This window comes from Streptomyces viridosporus, from assembly GCF_002078235.1.
Taxonomy (GTDB): Bacteria; Actinomycetota; Actinomycetes; order Streptomycetales; family Streptomycetaceae; genus Streptomyces; species Streptomyces viridosporus.
Genome location: NZ_MSGP01000430.1, coordinates 1 through 18256, shown reverse-complemented (window position 1 = coordinate 18256; position 18256 = coordinate 1). Strand labels below are relative to the sequence as shown.

Annotated in this window: 16 protein-coding genes; 7 read left to right on the top strand and 9 right to left on the bottom strand. The window is 70.2% G+C overall.

Annotated features, from left to right (window positions below; translation table 11 throughout):
- Window positions 1-62 precede the first annotated feature (62 nt).
- Window positions 63-281: a hypothetical protein gene (locus tag B7L92_RS27800; protein WP_081240100.1), complete on the bottom strand. Its 219-nt coding sequence runs from the start codon at window positions 279-281 to the stop codon at window positions 63-65.
- A 337-nt stretch (window positions 282-618) separates the two neighbouring features.
- Here B7L92_RS27800 and hemB point away from each other — a divergent pair, with 337 nt between their 5' ends.
- The 3 genes from hemB to glpK all read left to right on the top strand — a co-directional run bounded on the left by hemB (window position 619) and on the right by glpK (window position 4623).
- Entirely contained in the window at window positions 619-1611 is a 993-nt protein-coding gene (gene hemB / locus B7L92_RS27795; RefSeq protein WP_081240099.1) for a porphobilinogen synthase, read from the top strand.
- 543 nt (window positions 1612-2154) lie between these two features.
- Window positions 2155-2997: an MIP/aquaporin family protein gene (locus tag B7L92_RS27790; RefSeq protein ID WP_438364028.1), complete on the top strand. Its 843-nt coding sequence runs from the start codon at window positions 2155-2157 to the stop codon at window positions 2995-2997.
- A 108-nt stretch (window positions 2998-3105) separates the two neighbouring features.
- Entirely contained in the window at window positions 3106-4623 is a 1518-nt protein-coding gene (gene glpK / locus B7L92_RS27785) for a glycerol kinase GlpK (protein WP_081240097.1), read from the top strand.
- Window positions 4624-4683: 60 nt separating this feature from the next.
- Here the strand turns inward: glpK and B7L92_RS27780 are convergent, their stop codons facing one another.
- On the bottom strand, window positions 4684-4875 hold the full coding sequence (locus tag B7L92_RS27780) for a hypothetical protein (protein ID WP_004984826.1): 192 nt from the start codon (window positions 4873-4875) through the stop codon (window positions 4684-4686).
- Window positions 4876-5046: 171 nt separating this feature from the next.
- On the opposite strand from B7L92_RS27780, the gene B7L92_RS27775 reads away from it, so the two are divergent.
- Window positions 5047-6180, top strand: coding sequence for a glutathione-independent formaldehyde dehydrogenase (locus B7L92_RS27775; protein ID WP_004984824.1), 1134 nt, complete (start codon window positions 5047-5049; stop codon window positions 6178-6180).
- A gap of 130 nt (window positions 6181-6310) precedes the next feature.
- On the opposite strand, the gene argS is transcribed toward B7L92_RS27775, so the two are convergent.
- Window positions 6311-8086 carry an arginine--tRNA ligase gene (gene argS, locus B7L92_RS27770; RefSeq protein ID WP_004984823.1) on the bottom strand — a complete coding sequence of 592 codons (1776 nt, stop codon included), beginning with the start codon at window positions 8084-8086 and terminating at the stop codon, window positions 6311-6313.
- Window positions 8087-8237: 151 nt separating this feature from the next.
- Between argS and lysS the strand changes: the two genes are divergently transcribed.
- The gene (gene lysS / locus B7L92_RS27765) at window positions 8238-9992 is read left to right on the top strand and encodes a lysine--tRNA ligase (RefSeq protein WP_081240096.1); all 1755 of its coding nucleotides are present in this window, start codon (window positions 8238-8240) and stop codon (window positions 9990-9992) included.
- Between the two features lie 155 nt (window positions 9993-10147).
- Here the strand turns inward: lysS and B7L92_RS27760 are convergent, their stop codons facing one another.
- The 3 genes from B7L92_RS27760 to B7L92_RS27750 form a co-directional block, all read right to left on the bottom strand.
- Window positions 10148-11494: a DUF2637 domain-containing protein gene (locus B7L92_RS27760; RefSeq protein ID WP_081240095.1), complete on the bottom strand. Its 1347-nt coding sequence runs from the start codon at window positions 11492-11494 to the stop codon at window positions 10148-10150.
- 90 nt (window positions 11495-11584) lie between these two features.
- Window positions 11585-12454, bottom strand: a complete 870-nt coding sequence (locus tag B7L92_RS27755; protein ID WP_081240094.1) for a DUF3558 family protein — start codon at window positions 12452-12454, stop codon at window positions 11585-11587.
- A gap of 119 nt (window positions 12455-12573) precedes the next feature.
- Window positions 12574-13413 carry a hypothetical protein gene (locus B7L92_RS27750; protein WP_081240093.1) on the bottom strand — a complete coding sequence of 280 codons (840 nt, stop codon included), beginning with the start codon at window positions 13411-13413 and terminating at the stop codon, window positions 12574-12576.
- A gap of 250 nt (window positions 13414-13663) precedes the next feature.
- Between B7L92_RS27750 and B7L92_RS27745 the strand changes: the two genes are divergently transcribed.
- Window positions 13664-14857, top strand: coding sequence for an RtcB family protein (locus tag B7L92_RS27745; RefSeq protein ID WP_081240092.1), 1194 nt, complete (start codon window positions 13664-13666; stop codon window positions 14855-14857).
- A 37-nt stretch (window positions 14858-14894) separates the two neighbouring features.
- Here the strand turns inward: B7L92_RS27745 and B7L92_RS27740 are convergent, their stop codons facing one another.
- From B7L92_RS27740 to B7L92_RS27730, 3 genes are all read right to left on the bottom strand, one after another.
- Window positions 14895-15695, bottom strand: a complete 801-nt coding sequence (locus B7L92_RS27740; RefSeq protein ID WP_255311167.1) for a hypothetical protein — start codon at window positions 15693-15695, stop codon at window positions 14895-14897.
- 356 nt (window positions 15696-16051) lie between these two features.
- A complete protein-coding gene (locus B7L92_RS27735) occupies window positions 16052-16831 on the bottom strand; it encodes an SDR family NAD(P)-dependent oxidoreductase (protein ID WP_081240090.1) in 780 nt (259 codons plus the stop codon).
- Between the two features lie 278 nt (window positions 16832-17109).
- Window positions 17110-17445 (bottom strand): YnfA family protein, encoded by a 336-nt coding sequence (locus B7L92_RS27730; RefSeq protein WP_004984815.1) that lies wholly within the window; start codon window positions 17443-17445, stop codon window positions 17110-17112.
- Window positions 17446-17589: 144 nt separating this feature from the next.
- Between B7L92_RS27730 and B7L92_RS27725 the strand changes: the two genes are divergently transcribed.
- A complete protein-coding gene (locus B7L92_RS27725) occupies window positions 17590-18090 on the top strand; it encodes a MarR family winged helix-turn-helix transcriptional regulator (RefSeq protein ID WP_081240089.1) in 501 nt (166 codons plus the stop codon).
- Window positions 18091-18256 lie beyond the last annotated feature (166 nt).

Sequence of the window (18256 nt, the reverse complement as noted above, 5' to 3'; positions counted from 1 at the left end):
GACGAAAGCGAGGCTTCGTCCGTAACGGGGTGTACGCGCGTTACGGACGAAGCGCGGGGAAGCTACTTCTGGTCGGGAAGACCTCGGGTTCCCACGCCCGCGAAACGGACCCAGAGGAGAGTCCACACCGCGGCAGCGAGAGCGATGAGGATCCATGCTTCGCTGATTCCCCGGTTCAGAAGGAAGATCGCTACGACCAGGACGGGGACGGTGGCGATCGCTGTGAATTTCAGATTGCGCTTCACTTTGTCCGCGCCGGTGAAAGAGTTCGAGTCGACCATGGCTCTCCCGAGTCGTGGCGGGTCGGCTGCGGTGCCGACCCGTCACCGTCCGATTACCCGGCGATTGCGTCGGAAACGGTTCTCCCCGTGGAGAAGCCCGCACCGGCGCATACCGGCGGCGCAGCTGCTGCCAGGGCCGCGGTGCTCGCCGTAGCGGCTGTGCACCAGGGGCAGGGCCGTGGGCACGGGTCACCCGTACGGCCGAACGGTGCCCCTGGCCGGACCGCGTCCGCGGCCGGGGCGCGCGACGCGAAGGATCCCGAGCGGGACCGGGGCCCGCTCCGGGCCGACTCCGCGTCGGTAAAGGCACGGGAGCGGCGGGCGTAGCGTAGGTGGTATGACGACGTACGGATCCTTTCCCGGCACGCGACCGCGGCGTCTGCGGACCACCCCCGCCATGCGTCGGATGGTCGCCGAGACCCGGCTGCACCCCGCCGACTTCATCCTTCCGGCCTTCGTGCGCGAGGGCGTGAGCGAACCGGTGCCGATCGCGGCGATGCCGGGCGTCGTGCAGCACACGCGGGACAGCCTGAAGAAGGCGGCGGCGGAGGCCGTGGCGGCCGGGATCTCCGGGATCATGCTGTTCGGGGTGCCGGAGGAGTCGAAGAAGGACGCCGTGGGCACGCCGGGGACCGACCCGGACGGGATCCTCCAGGTGGCCCTGAGGGACGTGCGGGCCGAGGTCGGGGACGAACTGCTCGTCATGTCCGACCTGTGCCTCGACGAGACGACGGACCACGGGCACTGCGGGGTGCTGGACGAGCAGGGGCGGGTCGACAACGACGCGACGCTCGAGCGGTACGCCGAGATGGCGCAGGTGCAGGCCGACGCGGGCGCCCACGTGGTCGGCCCCAGCGGGATGATGGACGGGCAGATCGGCGTCATCCGCGACGCCCTCGACCAGATCGGGCGGGAGGACGTCGCGATCCTCGCCTACACCGCCAAGTACGCCTCCGCCTTCTACGGGCCGTTCCGGGAGGCCGTCGGCTCCTCGCTGCGGGGCGACCGCAAGACGTACCAGCAGGACCCGGCGAACCTCCGCGAGTCGATGCGCGAGCTGGCGCTCGACCTGGAGGAGGGCGCCGACATGGTGATGGTGAAGCCGGCGGGCCCCTACCTGGACGTCCTGGCGCGGGTCGCGGACGCGGTGGACGTGCCGGTGGCCGCGTACCAGATCTCCGGTGAGTACTCGATGATCGAGGCCGCCGCCGAGAAGGGCTGGATCGACCGGGACCGGGCGATCCTGGAGGCGCTGACCGGCATCAAGCGGGCCGGTGCGCAGAACATCCTCACCTACTGGGCCGTCGAGGTGGCCCGCACCCTGCGCTGACCGGTACCGATAGCCCATCTCTCCCGCTCCGCCCGCCCCTCGGGGGCGGGCGGAGCGTTTCGTGTCGGCCGCCGTGCCGGGGAGTCGGGCATCGCGGTGTGCCGCTCCCCACGCCGCTCCCCATGCCGTTTCATGCCGCTCCCCACGTCGCTTCACGCCGCCCGTGCGCCGAGCGGCCGAGTGCCGTGATCACTCCGGGGTCCGGGTGATGTGAAGATGCATATCGCCGATAAGGCGCATATCTTCACTCTAGGTGGCGTTCGGTCACCGATCCCGTACGGGTGACGGACGCCTCCGCCCCTGTTCGGCCCGCGCACCGGCGGTCTCTTCCCGGACGGCCGTGACGGGCGCCGCGCGGCGTTCCGTGGAGAAGGACCCGCGACCCCGCGGACCCATCGGATCGCCCCTTCCCGCACCTTCACATTTCTCTTCGGCCATGTACTCGGGTGAATACCGGATGGTTCAACTCTTTCCGGCATAGGAGGACCGATGGCACAAAGCGCTGTTCGTCGACGAGGTTATCGAGAAGGCCTCGGCGGCGAGATGATCGCCGAGTTCCTGGGAACGTTCGTCCTGCTCCTGCTGGGTGCCGGGTCGGTGGCCGTCGCGGTGGTCGGTCTGCCCGGGTCGGGCCGGCAGGTCGTGGAGTTCGGGCCCGCCAACTGGCTCATCATCGGATGGGGCTGGGGCCTCGCCGTCGTGTTCGGCGTGTACGTCGCCGGTGGCGTCAGCGGTGCCCACATCAACCCCGCGGTGACCCTCGCCTTCGCGGTCCGGCGGGACTTCCCCTGGCGGAAGGTCCTGCCCTACTGGCTGGCGCAGGTCGTGGGCGCCTTCGTCGGCGCCGCACTCGTCTACGCGTGCTACCGGTGGGCGATCGACGCGGCCAACGCGCAGGCGGGGGTGGCGCGGGACCAATCGCTGGCGACGTACTCGATCTTCGCCACGTTCCCCGCCGAGTACTTCGGGAATTCCTGGTGGGGCCCCCTGCTCGACCAGATCGTGGGCACCGGGATCCTGCTCCTGCTGATCTGCGCGCTCATCGACACCCGCAACACGGCTCCGATGTCCAACCTCGGTCCGTTCCTCATCGGCCTGGTGGTCGTCGCGATCGGCTTCACGTTCGGCACCAACGCCGGGTACGCGATCAATCCCGCACGCGACTTCGGCCCCCGATTGTTCACCTTCTTCGAAGGGTGGGGCTCCATCGCCCTCCCCGGCACGTTCGGGTGGTTCAGCGGTTACTGGTGGATCCCCATCGTGGGCCCGCTCATCGGCGCGGTCGCCGGTGTCCTCGTGTACGACCTGCTCATCACCCCGGTGCTCAAGGCCAGGCGCAAGGAGGCCGAGGAGGCCGAGGAGGGCCCCGCCACCCAGGAGCCCTAGGGCGCTCCACGCCTCCCCCGATGCTTCGGAGCAGCGAGGACACCGCCTGGTCAGGACCGTCGCCCCCGGAGCGCAACGACACCAGGAACACGAGAAGAGGCGGCAACGATGCCCGAATTCGTCGGCGCGGTGGATCAGGGAACCACCAGTACGCGCTTCATGATTTTCGACCACTCTGGCAACGAGGTGGCCAAGCACCAGCTCGAGCACCGGCAGATCCTGCCGCGGTCCGGCTGGGTCGAGCACGATCCGGTGGAGATCTGGGAGCGCACCAACACGGTGATCCAGAACGGCCTGCGCGAAGGCGGGCTGACCGCCGCCGACCTGAAGGCGATCGGCATCACCAACCAGCGGGAGACGACCGTGGTGTGGGACCCCCGCACCGGCCGTCCCTACTACAACGCCATCGTCTGGCAGGACACCCGCACCGACAGCATCGCCGCCGCCCTGGAACGCGACGGTCACGGCGACACCATCCGCCACAGGGCGGGCCTGCCGCCGGCCACCTACTTCTCCGCCGGCAAGATCAAGTGGCTGCTGGAGAACGTGGACGGACTGCGCGAGGCCGCCGAGGCGGGCCACGCCCTCTTCGGCAACACGGACGCCTGGGTGCTGTGGAACCTCACCGGCGGCCCCAACGGCGGTGTGCACGCCACCGACGTCACCAACGCCAGCCGGACCATGCTGATGAACCTGGAGACCCTGGACTGGGACGACGAACTGCTGGGGATCTTCGGCATTCCGCGCGCCATGCTGCCGGTCATCAACCCCTCGTCCGATCCCGAGGCCTTCGGCCAGGCCCGCAAGTCCCGGCCGCTGGGCGCCGCGGTCCCGATCACCGGCGTCCTCGGCGACCAGCACGCGGCGACCGTCGGCCAGGTCTGCTTCGCCCCCGGCGAGGCCAAGAACACCTACGGCACCGGCAACTTCCTGGTGCTCAACACCGGTACGGAGCTGGTGCGCTCGCAGCACGGCCTGCTGACCACCGTGGCGTACCAGTTCGCGGGCAGCCCCGCCGTCTACGCGCTGGAGGGGTCCATCGCCGTCACCGGCGCCGCCGTGCAGTGGCTGCGCGACCAGCTGAAGATCATCAGGACCGCGGCGGAGAGCGAGCACCTGGCCCGCCTGGTGGAGGACAACGGCGGCATGTACTTCGTCCCGGCCTTCTCCGGCCTGTTCGCCCCGTACTGGCGCTCGGACGCCCGCGGCGCGATGGTCGGCCTCGCCCGTTACAACACCAACGCGCACGTGGCCCGCGCCACGCTGGAGGCCATCTGCTACCAGAGCCGCGACGTGGTCGACGCCATGGAGCAGGACTCGGGCGTCCACCTGGACGTGCTCAAGGTCGACGGCGGGGTGACCGCGAACGACCTGTGCATGCAGATCCAGGCGGACGTGCTGGGCGTGCCCGTCAGCCGGCCGGTGGTCGCCGAGACCACCGCGCTGGGCGCCGCCTACGCGGCCGGACTCGCCACCGGCTTCTGGAGCGACACCGACGAGCTGCGCTCCCACTGGCAGGAGTCGAAGCGCTGGAGCCCCCAGTGGAGCGAGGAGCAGCGGCAGGAGGGCTACGCGGGCTGGAAACTCGCCGTGGAGCGCACCCTGGACTGGGTCAAGGTCACCTGACGGCCGGGACGCCCGCTCCCCGGGAGGGGTTCCGGTCGGCCAAGGGCCGCACGGGAGGCCTCAGCGGTCGGCGATGTCCTCGCGCAGGCCGTCGGAGAACTCCCACCAGGCCAGGGGGAGCCAGTCGCCGTCGACGAAGGCGTCGACGGTAGCGCCCCGGCCACGGACGGTCACGGTCGTCCCCGGCGGATAGGTGGTGCCGGACAGGCCCGGCACGGGGACCAGCAGGGTCCCCAGGCGTTGTGCTGGCACTTCTCTCTCGCCTTCATGAGGTGCCGGTGCGGCATGGAGCGTTCCTTTCATCGCGAGATTACCGAGTTGCCCGATTGTGTGGCCCGGAGAATCATGAGAGATGGGTCACGCGGAGATAGCGGAGACGGACGCGTGACCGGACGCCTGCACTGCCGAGCGGAGGTCACGAGCATGAAGGCCGTCGTTTACAAGGAACCGTTCACCGTTGCGGTCGAAGAGGTCGACAAGCCCCGGATCCAGCATCCGAACGATGTGGTCGTACGGGTCACCTCCACCGCGATCTGTGGTTCCGACCTGCACATGTACGAGGGCCGTACCGGCGCCGAGCCCGGCATCGTCTTCGGCCACGAGAACATGGGAATCATCGAGGAAGTCGGCGAGGGCGTTACATTGCTCAAGGAGGGTGACCGCGTGGTCATGCCCTTCAACGTCGCCTGCGGATTCTGTCCCAACTGTGCCGCGGGATTCACCGGGTACTGCACGACCGTCAATCCCGGATTCGCCGGCGGTGCCTACGGCTATGTCGCCATGGGTCCCTGGCAGGGCGGGCAGGCCGAATACCTGCGTGTCCCCTACGCCGACTTCAACTGTCTGAAACTTCCCGAGGGGAAGGAACACGAGACCGACTTCATCCTGCTCGCCGACATCTTCCCCACCGGCTACCACGGCTGCGAACTCGCCGATGTCCGCCCCGGCGAGAGCGTCGCGGTGTACGGGGCGGGGCCGGTCGGGCTCATGGCCGCCTACTCGGCCCTGCTGCGCGGCGCGAAGAAGGTGTTCTCCGTGGACCGGGTCCCCGAGCGCCTGCAGAAGGCCGAGGAGATCGGCGCGGTCCCGATCAACTTCGCCGAGGGAGACCCGGTCGAGCAGATCAAGGAGCAGACCGAGGGCGTCGGCACCGACAAGGGCGTGGACGCCGTCGGTTACCAGGCGATGGCGCAGGGGGCCGGCCACGAGGAACCGGCGGTCGTGCTGAACTCGCTCGTCGGCACGGTCAGGCCCACCGGAGCGCTCGGCGTGCCCGGACTCTACGTCCCGTCCGACCCGGGAGGCCCGGACGAGCAGGCCAAGCAGGGCATGCTCCTCGTCGCGATCGGCAAGCTCTTCGAGAAGGGCCTGCGGGTGGGGACGGGCCAGTGCAACGTGAAGCGCTACAACCGGCAACTGCGCGACATGATCATCGAGGGCAGGGCGAAGCCCAGCTTCGTCGTCTCCCACGAACTGGGCCTGGACCAGGCGCCGTCGGCCTACGACAAGTTCGACAAGCGGATCGAGGGCTACACGAAGGTCGTGCTGCACCCCTGACCGACCGCGCCGCCCCCGGACCCGCCTGATCGGGAGCCGGCGCACGGTCGGCCGGAACGCGCCGCGGCCCGTCCTCTCCCCGAAGAGAGGACGGGCCGCGTGCGTGCGGGGTGCCGGGAGCGGCGGCCGCTCAGAGCCGCTCGGGCGTCCGGATGCCCAGCAGCGCCATGCCCCGGTGCAGCGTGGCGGCCGTGACGTCGCACAGGAACAGGCGGTTGGCCACCTGCTCGGGCGACTCGGCCTTCAGCACCGGGCACTTGTCGTAGAACGACGTGTACAGGGACGCCAGCTGGTAGAGGTACGCCGCCAGCTTGTGCGGGGCGTACTCCCGCGCCGCCTCCGCCACCGTCTCCGCGAACGCGTCCACGTGCAGGCCCAGCGCCCGCTCCGCCTCGTGCAGCGACAGCTCCGGGTGCGCCGCCGGGCGGACGCCCTCGGGGGCCTTGCGCAGGATCGAGCGGATACGGGCGTAGGCGTACTGGAGGTAGACGGACGTGTCGCCGTTCAGCGAGACCATCTGGTCCAGGTCGAACTTGTAGTCCCGGTTCGCCGACGTCGACAGGTCCGCGTACTTCACCGCGCCGATGCCCACCTGGGTGCCCCGCTCGGCGATCTCCTCCTCGGACAGGTCCTGCGCCTTCTCCCGGACGACGGCGGACGCACGCTCGATCGCCTCGTCCAGCAGGTCGACCAGGCGGACCGTCTCGCCCGCACGGGTCTTGAACGGCTTGCCGTCCTTGCCGAGGACCGTGCCGAAGGCGAGCTGGACCGCCTTCACGTCGTCGTTCAGCCAGCCGGCCCGGCGCGCGGTCTCGAAGACCATCCTGAAGTGCAGCGCCTGGCGGGCGTCCACCACGTACAGCAGCGTGTCCGCCTTCAGGTGGAAGACGCGGTCGCGGATCGCCGACAGGTCGGTCGCCGCGTAGCCGAAGCCGCCGTCCGACTTCTGCACGATCAGCGGGACCGGCTTGCCGTCCGGGCCCTTGATGTCGTCGAAGAACACGCACAGCGCGCCCTCGGAGCGGACCGCGACACCCGACTCCTCCAGCAGGCGGCAGGTCTCGGCGAGCATGTCGTTGTAGCCGGACTCGCCGACGATGTCGGGGTCGCGGATCTCCATGTCCAGCTTCTCGAAGACGGAGAAGAAGTAGATCTTCGACTCGTCGACGAACCTCTGCCACATGGCGAGCGTGGCCGGGTCGCCCGCCTGCAGGTCGACCACCCGGCGCCGGGCGCGCGTCTTGAACTCCTCGTCGGAGTCGAAGAGCTTCCGGGCCGCCTTGTAGAGGCGGTCGAGGTTCGACATCGCCTCCTCGCCGGAGACCGCGCCGTCCTCGGCGGACTTGTGGTCCAGCTCGTGCGGGTGCTCGTCCAGGTACTGGATGAGCATGCCGAACTGGGTGCCCCAGTCACCGATGTGGTGGCGGCGGATCACGTTCTCGCCGGTGAACTCCAGGAGCTGGACCACCGAGTCGCCGATCACCGCGGACCGCAGGTGCCCGACGTGCATCTCCTTCGCCACGTTCGGCTGGGCGTAGTCGATCACCGTGGTGCCGGGCCGCTCGGCGAACGGCACGCCGAGGCGGCCGGTGTCGTCCGCGTACCGCGCGGCCAGGTTCTCGATGATCGCCCGGTCCGTGATCGTGATGTTGAGGAAGCCCGGTCCGGACACCTCGACGTCCTTGATCACGTCACCGGTGACCACGTGCGCGACGACCTCGGCGGCCAGCTCCCGGGGGTTCGCCTTCGCCTTCTTGGCCAGCGCGAGGATGCCGTTGGCCTGGAAGTCCGCCCGGTCGCTTCGTCGCAGCAGCGGGTCCGCGCCGGCTGCCTCCGGCCGGGTGGCCGAAAGGGCGGACGCGAGCTGCTGCTGGACGGAGTCGTTGAGGGACGTGACCGAGGCCATGGAGTGGCTGCCGTTCTCTCGGGTTCGTGGACTGCTACGGGAACCGAGTATCCCACGCGGTGAAAAGCGGTTTTCGCGGATGCGGCCCGGCCTGGGAGAATGGAGCGGTCAGCCGTGCGACCGTAGTGGCTGCCCCAGCAGAAAGAAGGACGTGCCGATCGTGGCTCAGAGCACCGAGACCACCGACTGGGTCTCCCGTTTCGCGGATGAGGTCATCGAGGAGTCGGAGCGTCGGGCCCCGGGCAAACCGGTCGTCGTCGCGTCCGGGCTGTCGCCGTCCGGTCCGATCCACCTGGGCAACCTCCGCGAGGTCATGACCCCGCACCTCGTCGCCGACGAGATCCGGCGCCGCGGCCACCGGGTCCGGCACCTGATCTCCTGGGACGACTACGACCGGTACCGCAAGGTCCCGGCCGGCATCGCCGGCGTCGACGAGTCCTGGTCCGAGCACATCGGCAAGCCGCTGACCTCCGTCCCGGCACCCGAAGGTTCCGCGTACCCGAACTGGGCGGAGCACTTCAAGGCCGCGATGACCGAGTCGCTGGCCGAGCTGGGCGTGGAGTTCGACGGGATCAGCCAGACCGAGCAGTACACCTCCGGGGTCTACCGCGAGCAGATCCTGCACGCCATGAAGCACCGGCACGACATCGACGCGGTCCTCGCCCAGTACCGGACCAAGCCGAAGCCGGCCGACGCCGCCCGGAAGAAGCAGCAGCAGAAGCCGGTCGACGAGGCCGAGCTGGAGGCCGCCGAGGGCTCGGGCGCCGCCGCCGAGGACGACGGCAGCTCCGGCTCCGCCGGGTACTTCCCGTACAAGCCGTACTGCGGCAACTGCGAGAAGGACCTCACCACCGTCACCTCCTACGACGACGACTCCACCGAGCTGACGTACGCCTGCACCTCGTGCGGCTTCTCCGAGACCGTCCGACTCAGCGAGTTCAACCGCGGCAAGCTGGTCTGGAAGGTCGACTGGCCCATGCGGTGGGCCTACGAGGGCGTGGTCTTCGAGCCGAGCGGCGTGGACCACTCCTCGCCCGGGTCGTCGTTCCAGGTCGGCGGGCAGATCGTCGGGATCTTCGGCGGCAAGCAGCCCATCGGCCCCATGTACGCCTTCGTCGGCATCAGCGGCATGGCCAAGATGTCGTCCTCGCGCGGCGGCGTGCCCACGCCCGCCGACGCGCTGAGGATCATGGAGCCCCAGCTGCTGCGCTGGCTGTACGCCCGCCGCAAGCCCAACCAGTCCTTCAAGATCGCCTTCGACCAGGAGATCCAGCGTCTCTACGACGAGTGGGACCGGCTCGACGCCAAGGTCGCCGACGGCTCCGCGCTGCCCGCCGACGTCGCCGCGCACTCCCGCGCGGTGCGCACGGCGAGCGGTGAGCTGCCGCGGACGCCCCGGCCGCTGCCGTACCGCACCCTCGCCTCGGTGGCCGACATCACCGCCGGCCACGAGGACCAGGCGCTGCGCATCCTCAGCGAGCTCGACCCGGCCGACCCGCTCGCCTCGCTCGACGAGGCCCGGCCGCGCTACGACAAGGCCGAGGCGTGGATCAACACCCACGTCCCCGCCGACCAGCGCACCATCGTCCGCGAGGAGCCCGACGCCGAGCTGCTGAAGTCGCTCGACGAGGAGGACCGCAAGGCCCTGCGGCTGCTGCTCGACGGGCTCGCCGACCACTGGTCGCTGGACGGGCTCACCCACCTCGTCTACGGCGTGCCCAAGGTCCGGGCCGGCTTCTCCGCCGACGCCACGCCCAAGGAGCTGCCGCCGGAGATCAAGACCGCCCAGCGGTCGTTCTTCGCGCTGCTCTACCACCTGCTGGTCGGGCGGGACACCGGCCCGCGCCTGCCCACGCTGCTGCTCGCGGTGGGGCAGGACCGGGTGCGGACGCTGCTCGGGGAGTAAGGAGCCCGCGGTCCGGCGCCGAAGAGGGCGACGAACGAGACCGACGAGACCGACGAGGGCGACGAAAGAGGGGGCGCCCGGTGAGATCACCGGGCGCCCCCTCTTCGGCTTCCGTTCGTCCTTCGTTCCGCCCTGCGTTCCGTCCCGCGTCGCGGTCAGGCGATGTGGTCCTCCTCCAGCTCCGCCGAGTGGCGCTTCTGGAAGCGTTCCGCGAGGACCTTCAGGGCGCTGGGGCTCAGCGTCGTGCCGTAGGTCGCCTGGATGTTGTCGCCGAGGACCCGGGGCGTGGGGTAGCTGCCGTCTATCGACTGGCGGAACACCTGGTAGTACGCCTCCTCGTCCGGCTCGGCGACCGGGGTGCCGCCGCCCTCGCCGAGCTCGCGCGTGCGGCCCGGGCTCACCGGGATCGGAAAGCTGCCGGTCTCCTCCGGAGTGGGCTCCTGGACGGGGGGCTCCTCCTGGTACTGGTCCTGGTACTGCTCGGCCTGCTGCTGCTCCGCGTACCACTGGGCGTACGCGGCGTCCGGGTCGTACGTGGGGTCGTAGCCCCCGTGGTACTCGACGGACTGCGGGTTCCGGGCGTGCAGCCAGGGGTTCTGCTGGTCGGGGGCGGGCTCGTCCCGCGCGGGCTCCGCGTCCCGCACCTGCTCCGGCTCGGCGTCCCGCACCTGCTCCGGGTCCGGGTTCCGGTCGGCGACCAGCTCGGGGCGCTGCTCGGCGGGCGGTGCCGCCTTCCGCAGGGCGGGCGCCGTCCGGTCGTCCCGGGTGACCTCGGCCCGGTCGGGCTGCGGCGCCGGCGGGATCAGCGCCGGTTCTATGCCCGCCGCCGCCAGGCCCGCCGGGGCGGTCTCGGCGAGGGGGACGCCGTACTTGGCCAGGCGCAGCGGCATCAGGGCCTCCACCGGGGCCTTGCGGCGCCAGGCGCGGCCGAAGCGGGAACGCAGCCGGGCCTGGTAGACCAGACGCTCCTGCTCCAGCTTGATCACCTGCTCGTAGGAGCGCAGCTCCCACAGCTTCATCCGCCGCCAGAGCAGGAACGTGGGGACCGGCGAGAGCAGCCACCGGGTGAGGCGGACGCCCTCCATGTGCTTGTCGGCGGTGATGTCGGCGATCCGGCCGATCGCGTGCCGGGCCGCCTCCACCGAGACCACGAACAGCACCGGGATCACCCCGTGCATGCCCACGCCGAGCGGATCCGGCCACGCCGCCGCACCGTTGAAGGCGATCGTCGCCGCCGTCAGCAGCCACGCCGTCTGCCGCAGCAGCGGGAAGGGGATGCGGATCCACGTCAGCAGCAGGTCCAGGGCCAGCAGGACGCAGATACCGGCGTCGATGCCGATCGGGAAGACATAACTGAAGTCCCCGAAGCCCTTCTTCAGGGCCAGTTCCCGGACGGCCGCGTACGAACCCGCGAAGCCGATTCCGGCGATGATCACGGCACCGGTGACGACCACGCCGATGAGAACCCGGTGCATCCGTGTCAGCTGCAGTGGCGCGGCCACCCGTACTCCCCTCCCGTTGCGTGTTGTTGCGCGCAACAGAGTGGCACATGTGTGCGGAGGACGGGTGGCCGGTTCTGGTTCAACGCTCGGTCAGCTCTTGGCCGGCGCCTTGGAGGCGGACTCCGTCTCCGAGTCCGCGCCCGACGCCGACGGCGATCCCGCCTCCGACGGCGCGCCGCTCGACTCGCCGGCTCCGGCGCCCTCGTCGTTCGCCTTCGTCACCGCGGCCACCGCCTCCTTGGCCGCCTTCTGCGCGTCCTTCATCAGGTCGTCGGCGCTGGGGGTCTTGTCACCGGCGAGACCGGCACCGTTGTAGTCGAGGGTGACGACCACGTTCTCCACGCGCACCACCACCGTCTGCTGCTTGAAGGTGCCTTCCTTCTTCTTCAGGTCGTACCGCACGGCCGTCGCCTCGTCGCCGGTCTCGGCGAGCGGCTCCGCCTCGGTCTTCTGGGCGCCCTCGACCGCCTGCGCGTCCCGCACCTGCTTGTCGTAGTACTCCTTGGCCAGCTTGTCCCCCGGGCCCCGCGTCACGTCCGACTCGAAGCGCAGCAGCGACACGTTCAGCCAGCGGAACTGCGAGCCCTTCACACCGTTGTTGTCGAGGCTGTTCCAGGAGCAACTGGCGCGCGTCGCCACGTCGTCCGACGCGCCCTCCTTGCCGGACTTCGCCTTCGGGACGAGGTCCTCCAAGGTCTTCTTCGGCAGTACCTTGCACGACTCCGGGAGCGTCCCGTACGCGGCCGCCCGCACCGTCGGGGACGGACTCGCCGAGGCCGACGCCGACGCCTGTGACGCCTTGTCCTTGCCGTCGTCGGAGCCGGAGTCCGAGGAGCAGCCGGCGGCGACCAGCATCACGGGGACGACAGCCGCGCAGACAAGGACGCGGGCAAGGCGCTTCACTCGCTGGTCTTCACGCTGGTCTCGCTGTGCTCGTCGCTGCATGGTTCCTTCACTCATGACGCTCGTGTTCCCTGCGGTCAGAACGGGGTCCGAGGGGTCACGGTACGCGGTGAGTCGTCCGTGCGGTCCCCCTTCGCGCGCTGTGCGCACGGGCGCGGAGGAGCCGTGAAGGGTGCTCAGCCGCTCAGCGAATCGGCCAGCCGGGAGGCCAGTTTCCGTGCCCTGTCCTGCATTTCCTTGCTGTCCGGGGCGACGCCGACGACCGCCGGCTGCTCCGCGTACTCGACGGTCACGATGACGTTGGACGTGCGGAACGCCACAGTCACCGTGCGCTGCTGGGCGGTCGAACCGGAGCTGTCCAGCGCGTCGTCGAGGAAGGCCTCGTCGCCGAGACCCTCCAGGAGCCGGGGCTGGAGGTCGGCGGGCGAATCGGACGCCGAGGAGGAACCGGACGAGGAGGGAGGAGAGGAGGAACCGGACGGGGAACCGGACGAGGACGGCGACGAACTCGGGTCCGCGGAAGGGCTGCTGCCGGCGCCGGTCGGACCGGAGCGCGTGGCTTCCGGCTCCGGGAGGTGCGCCGCGGTCCGCTTCCTCGCGAAGAGCCGCTCGGCCTGGCTGTCGTCGCTGACGGCGTTGTCGTAGGAGACGATCCGCTCGAAGTCGACCAGCAGGTGGTCGGTCGCCTCCGCCGACTCCACCTTCCAACGGCAGCCCACCTTGCGGTCGGTGTCGTACGTGAGGGTCGCCTCGCCCGCGTACGCCTTCTCGCGCTGCGCCTCGTCGGTCAACTCCCGTAGTCCGGGCAGGAGTTCCTCGAGCGTCCGGTCGCCGATCACGCCGCAGGGCTCGGGGAGCGTGGCGTACCTGCCGGGCTGGGCCGCCTGCGTCGCGGTGCCGGCGCTCCCCGGGTTGGAGTTGTCCGCCGTGCCGCCCTCGCCCGAGCCGCCGGTGCAGCCGGCCAGCACGGCCGCCAGAAGTGCGGCGACGCCGGGTACGTACGCCCTCCGCTGCACGGCCGGGCTCCTCTCGACGGTGTGGGTGCGGGCCGGCGGGCCCGCGGGGTCCCCAGCGTCCTCACTGGTGTTCCCCAGTGTCCCCGCTGGTTATTCGCTTGCCGCAGGGGGGCGCCCCCCGCAGACAATGTGTATCGCACGCACTGCCGTGGACGCCGGTCCGTCATCCCTTTTCACCGACCTTGGCGCCAGTTTTGCGATTCTGGATTTTTCGATACTTCTGTTCGTGTGCCGGGGGAAAGGGTACGTTATGTCGTACGTGGAACTGCCGGGTGCGAAGGTGCCGATCCGTCTGTGGACGGACCCGGCGACGGTCGAGGAGGGCGCCCTCCAGCAGTTGCGGAACGTGGCGACCCTGCCGTGGATCAAGGGCCTGGCCGTGATGCCGGACGTGCACTACGGAAAGGGCGCGACGGTCGGGTCGGTCATCGCGATGCAGGGTGCGGTGTGCCCGGCGGCGGTGGGCGTCGACATCGGCTGCGGCATGTCGGCGGTGCGGACGTCCCTGACGGCGAACGACCTTCCCGGTGATCTCTCCCGGCTGCGGTCGAAGATCGAGCAGGCGATCCCGGTGGGGCGGGGGATGCACGACGACCCGGTCGACCCGGGCCGGCTGCACGGCTTCGCGGCCGGCGGCTGGGACGACTTCTGGGGGCGGTTCGGCGGGGTGGCGGACGCGGTGAGGTTCCGCGAGGAGCGGGCCGCGAAGCAGATGGGGACGCTGGGCGGCGGAAACCACTACATCGAACTTTTGTTCGATTCTGGAGGTGTGGTGTGGCTCACTCTGCACTCCGGCTCCCGGAACATCGGCAAGGAGCTCGCCGAGCACCACATCGGCGTGGCCCAGAAGCTCCCGCACAACCAGGGCCTGGTCGACCGCGACCTCGCCGTCTTCGTCTCGGACACCCCGCAGATGGCGGCGTACCGCAACGACCTGTTCTGGGCGCAGGAGTACGCGAAGTACAACCGCTCGATCATGATGGCGCTCCTGAAGGACGTGATCCGCAAGGAGTTCAAGAAGGCCAGGCCGACCTTCGAGCCGGAGATCTCTTGCCACCACAACTACGTGGCGGAGGAGCGGTATGAGGGTATGGATCTGCTCGTGACCCGCAAGGGCGCGATCCGGGCGGGTTCCGGCGAGTACGGGATCATCCCGGGATCGATGGGGACCAGCTCGTACATCGTGAAGGGGCTCGGCAACGAGAAGGCGTTCAACTCCGCCTCGCACGGAGCGGGCCGGCGTATGAGCCGGAACGCGGCGAAGCGTCGGTTCACCGTACGGGACTTGGAGCAGCAGACAAGCGGAGTGGAGTGCCGGAAGGACTCCGGTGTTCTGGACGAGATTCCGGGGGCCTACAAGAACATCGACCAGGTGATGGGCCAGCAGCGCGATCTCGTGGAGGTCGTGGCAAAGCTGAAGCAGTTCGTGTGCGTGAAGGGCTGAGGCACGGGGCCCCTGGGTCCCTGGGCCCCGCGGTCGGTCACTGATCCGCGGGCATCCGTGCTCGGCCGTTCCGCAGGCGCCATAGGCGGATGCAGCAACTCTTCTCCGTGCGCCCCAGTTCCGCGGCCGCCTCGGCGTCGTTGTTCAGCCGCAGCAGAATGCGGTCTTCTTGCTCCGTCCAGCGCCTGCGCCGAGGCGCGCTCCTCATGCCGGCCGGCCTGACCCACTCGCTCAGCGCACTTGCGGCGGCCTGCTTGCGCGCCAGGCACAGTGAACCCGGGTAGTAGAGGTGGGCGGCGAGTCTCTGCGCATTCTCCTTCGTGTAGAGGATGTTGTAGACGCCGTCTCGTGCATTGCGGTTGAGGGCGCGCTCCGCACCTGTGACCTGCTGTGTGTACAAACAGACGTACAAGCCGACCGCTGTGCTCGCGGTCGTCACGGCGACGAAGGGGAACCCTGCTTCGGTAATGCCTACGGAGCCGTCCGCGTCGATGATCCCACGCACGTAGTCGCGTGCCGAAAAGGTTCCCCGTGGCGGTGCGATCGTCCGGGACTTCCGCCCGTAGGGAAGGCCGAGTTCGTTGATCCGGGTTCTGGCCTCGAGTGCGCACAAGGTCCAGATGGCCGAGGTGTGGACCTCGGCGAAATTCGTCGCCCGCGTGCGTTCGGTGATGTTGCTGTAGTAGGGAGTGAGTCTCTGGAACTCATGCAGGACATGAGAGTCTCGGGCACTGATCTCGACGGTCAGCCGCCCTTTCCGGCCCGTTCCTTTCTCCAGGTGTCCGTCCGCTTGCAGGAAGCCGAACATGTACGCGTAATCAGGCACCGAGAGATCCATGAACTGGTGAGCGATAGGCTCGCAGTCAGCCACAGGGAAGCCTCCACTTCCTTGCTGGTCAGGCTCTCGTCGGGACCGGCATCCCGGCGAGGGCCGTCGCGTTGCAGGTGTGGCAGGAGCCTAGATTTTCCGTTCGCATTCCGTTCGGGTGATCGGTCTTCTTCATCCCTGTGAGTTAACCGCGTCGTCCGTTCTCCGAGTCCTTGCTTCTTTCCGATCCCCTTGCTCCGTGTGCTTCGCGACATGGGTCGTCGCGAACGCCGCGACGTGGATGCCGAACAGGGAGGAGCCGAAGAAGTACCGGACGCAGCGCCCGCGCTTCTGCTTCAGAGTCAGGCGCTGCCTCCCGGTCGCCGTCAGCGCGGCTCCCGGTGGACCTTGGTGTTCGACGCCTGGGCGCGCGGGCGGACGACGAGCAGGTCGATGTTGACGTGGCTCGGGCGGGTCACCGCCCAGGCGATGGTGTCGGCGACGTCGTCGGCCGTCAGGGGCTCGGCGACGCCCTCGTAGACCTTGGCGGCCTTCTCCGCGTCGCCGCCGAAGCGGGTGAGCGCGAACTCCTCCGTCCTGACCATGCCGGGCGCGATCTCGACGACGCGCACCGGCCGGCCGACGATCTCCAGGCGCAGGGTCTCGGCGAGGACGTGCTCGGCGTGCTTGGCGGCGACGTAGCCCGCGCCGCCCTCGTAGGTGGCGTGGCCGGCGGTGGAGGACACGACGACGACCGTGCCGTCGCCGCTCGCCTCCAGCTTGGGCAGCAGGGCCTGGGTGAGGTTGAGGGTGCCGATGACGTTCGTCTCGTACATCGTGCGCCAGTCGTCCGGGTCGCCGGTCGCGACGGGGTCGGCGCCGAGCGCGCCGCCGGCGTTGTTGACGAGGACGCCGACGGTCTTGAAGGCGGTGGCGAACTCGTCGACGGCCGCCCGGTCGGTGACGTCGAGCGGGTACGCCGTCGCGGAGTGGCCGGCCGCGGTGAGTTCCTCGGCGAGTGCTTCGATGCGGTCCTTGCGGCGGGCGGTGAGGACGACGCGGTAGCCGGCCTCGGCGAGCCGGCGTGCCGTGGCGGCGCCGATCCCGCTGCTCGCGCCGGTGACGACGGCGATACGGGACGCGGCGGGCGGGACGGCGGTGGCCATGGGCTGCTCCTCGGACGGTGCGGGCGCGCGGCTGCGGTGTGCTGTGTGCTGTGTGCTGTGTGCGGTGTGCGGTGTGCGGTGTGCGGTGCGGTGGTCTGCCGTGGTGCGGCGGGCCCGGCCAGCATAAGGCGGGCGGGAGGGCCTGCGGCGGGGCGGTGTTCCGGCACGGGGGTGCCCCGGTACAGGGGTGTCCCGGCACCGGGCTGCCCCGGTACGGGGATGTCCCGGCACCGGGCTGTCCCGGTACGGGGGCGTCCCGGCGGGCCGGGGTGCCCCCGTCAGCCGTTGCGCGGTGCCCACATGATCAGGGCCATGCCGGCGAGGCACACCAGCGCGCCGGCGATGTCCCAGCGGTCCGGGCGGTAGCCGTCCGCGACCACGCCCCACAGGATCGAGCCGGCGACGAAGATGCCGCCGTAGGCGGCGAGGACGCGGCCGAAGTGGGCGTCGGGCTGGAAGGTGGCGACGAAGCCGTAGGCGCCGAGGGCGAGGACGCCGCCGGCCGCCCACATCCAGCCGCGGTGCTCGCGCACGCCCTGCCAGACCAGCCAGGCGCCGCCGATCTCGAACAGGGCGGCGAGGACGAACAGGGCGGCGGAGCGGAGGATCAGCATGCGGGCAGCTTCGCACGCCCGTTCCGGTCCCCGGCGCGTCACCTGATGGACGGCGCCTGGTGCGGGCCGCGCGGGGGATACATCCGCTCAGCGGGCACAGAAGGAGTAGAGGACGCGGAAGCCGCGGAGGGTGAGGAGCGGGAGATGCCGGAGAGCACGCGGTCGGGCCTGATGGCGGAGCTGACCGTGGTCTCCCGGCGCTCCATGGCGTCCCAGGCCCTGTTCAACCAGGCCCTCGCCGATCATCTGGGTCTGCACCCCACCGATCTGCAGTGCCTGAACCTGCTCACGCTGGAGGGCGGTCCGGTGACGACCGGCCGGATCGCGGAGCTGACCGGACTGACGACCGGGTCGGCGACGCGGCTGGTGGACCGGCTGGAGCGGGCGGGCTACGTGGTCCGGGAGCGGGACGAGGGCGACCGGCGGCGGGTGCTGGTGGCGACGGTGCCGGAGCGGGCCGCCGAGTTCGAGCGGGTGTGGGAGCGCCTCGGCGGCGACTGGGCCGCGCTCTTCGAGGACCTGGACGACTCCGAGCTGGCCCTGTTCATCGACCGGATGAGGCGGACGACGGACTTCGGCGTGCGGCAGGCCGCGCGTCTGCGGACGGGGGAGGGCCGGGAGGTCTCGCCCGCTCCGGCGCCGTAGCGTTCCCGGGCGCGGTGCACCGCGTCGACGCGGGGCTCCGACCGGTCCTTCACGGCGGTCGGGAGCGGGCCCGGGCCGTGTCCGGGCGGGGCGCGGGGGCGTCGCGGAGCTGGGGCGCGATGTGCTCCTGGGCGCGCCCCGCCGCCGCGCCCAGGAGCACATCGCG

Coding starts and splice junctions, on each gene's coding strand:
- B7L92_RS27730 (WP_004984815.1), bottom strand. CDS start 17,445: ATGCTGATCCTCCGCTCCGCCGCCCTGTTCGTCCTCGCCGCCCTGTTC.
- B7L92_RS27800 (WP_081240100.1), bottom strand. CDS start 281: ATGGTCGACTCGAACTCTTTCACCGGCGCGGACAAAGTGAAGCGCAAT.
- argS (WP_004984823.1), bottom strand. CDS start 8,086: ATGGCCTCGGTCACGTCCCTCAACGACTCCGTCCAGCAGCAGCTCGCG.
- B7L92_RS27735 (WP_081240090.1), bottom strand. CDS start 16,831: ATGGCCACCGCCGTCCCGCCCGCCGCGTCCCGTATCGCCGTCGTCACC.
- glpK (WP_081240097.1), top strand. CDS start 3,106: ATGCCCGAATTCGTCGGCGCGGTGGATCAGGGAACCACCAGTACGCGC.
- B7L92_RS27725 (WP_081240089.1), top strand. CDS start 17,590: ATGCCGGAGAGCACGCGGTCGGGCCTGATGGCGGAGCTGACCGTGGTC.
- hemB (WP_081240099.1), top strand. CDS start 619: ATGACGACGTACGGATCCTTTCCCGGCACGCGACCGCGGCGTCTGCGG.
- B7L92_RS27790 (WP_438364028.1), top strand. CDS start 2,155: ATGATCGCCGAGTTCCTGGGAACGTTCGTCCTGCTCCTGCTGGGTGCC.
- B7L92_RS27755 (WP_081240094.1), bottom strand. CDS start 12,454: ATGAGTGAAGGAACCATGCAGCGACGAGCACAGCGAGACCAGCGTGAA.
- B7L92_RS27740 (WP_255311167.1), bottom strand. CDS start 15,695: ATGGATCTCTCGGTGCCTGATTACGCGTACATGTTCGGCTTCCTGCAA.
- B7L92_RS27775 (WP_004984824.1), top strand. CDS start 5,047: ATGAAGGCCGTCGTTTACAAGGAACCGTTCACCGTTGCGGTCGAAGAG.
- B7L92_RS27745 (WP_081240092.1), top strand. CDS start 13,664: ATGTCGTACGTGGAACTGCCGGGTGCGAAGGTGCCGATCCGTCTGTGG.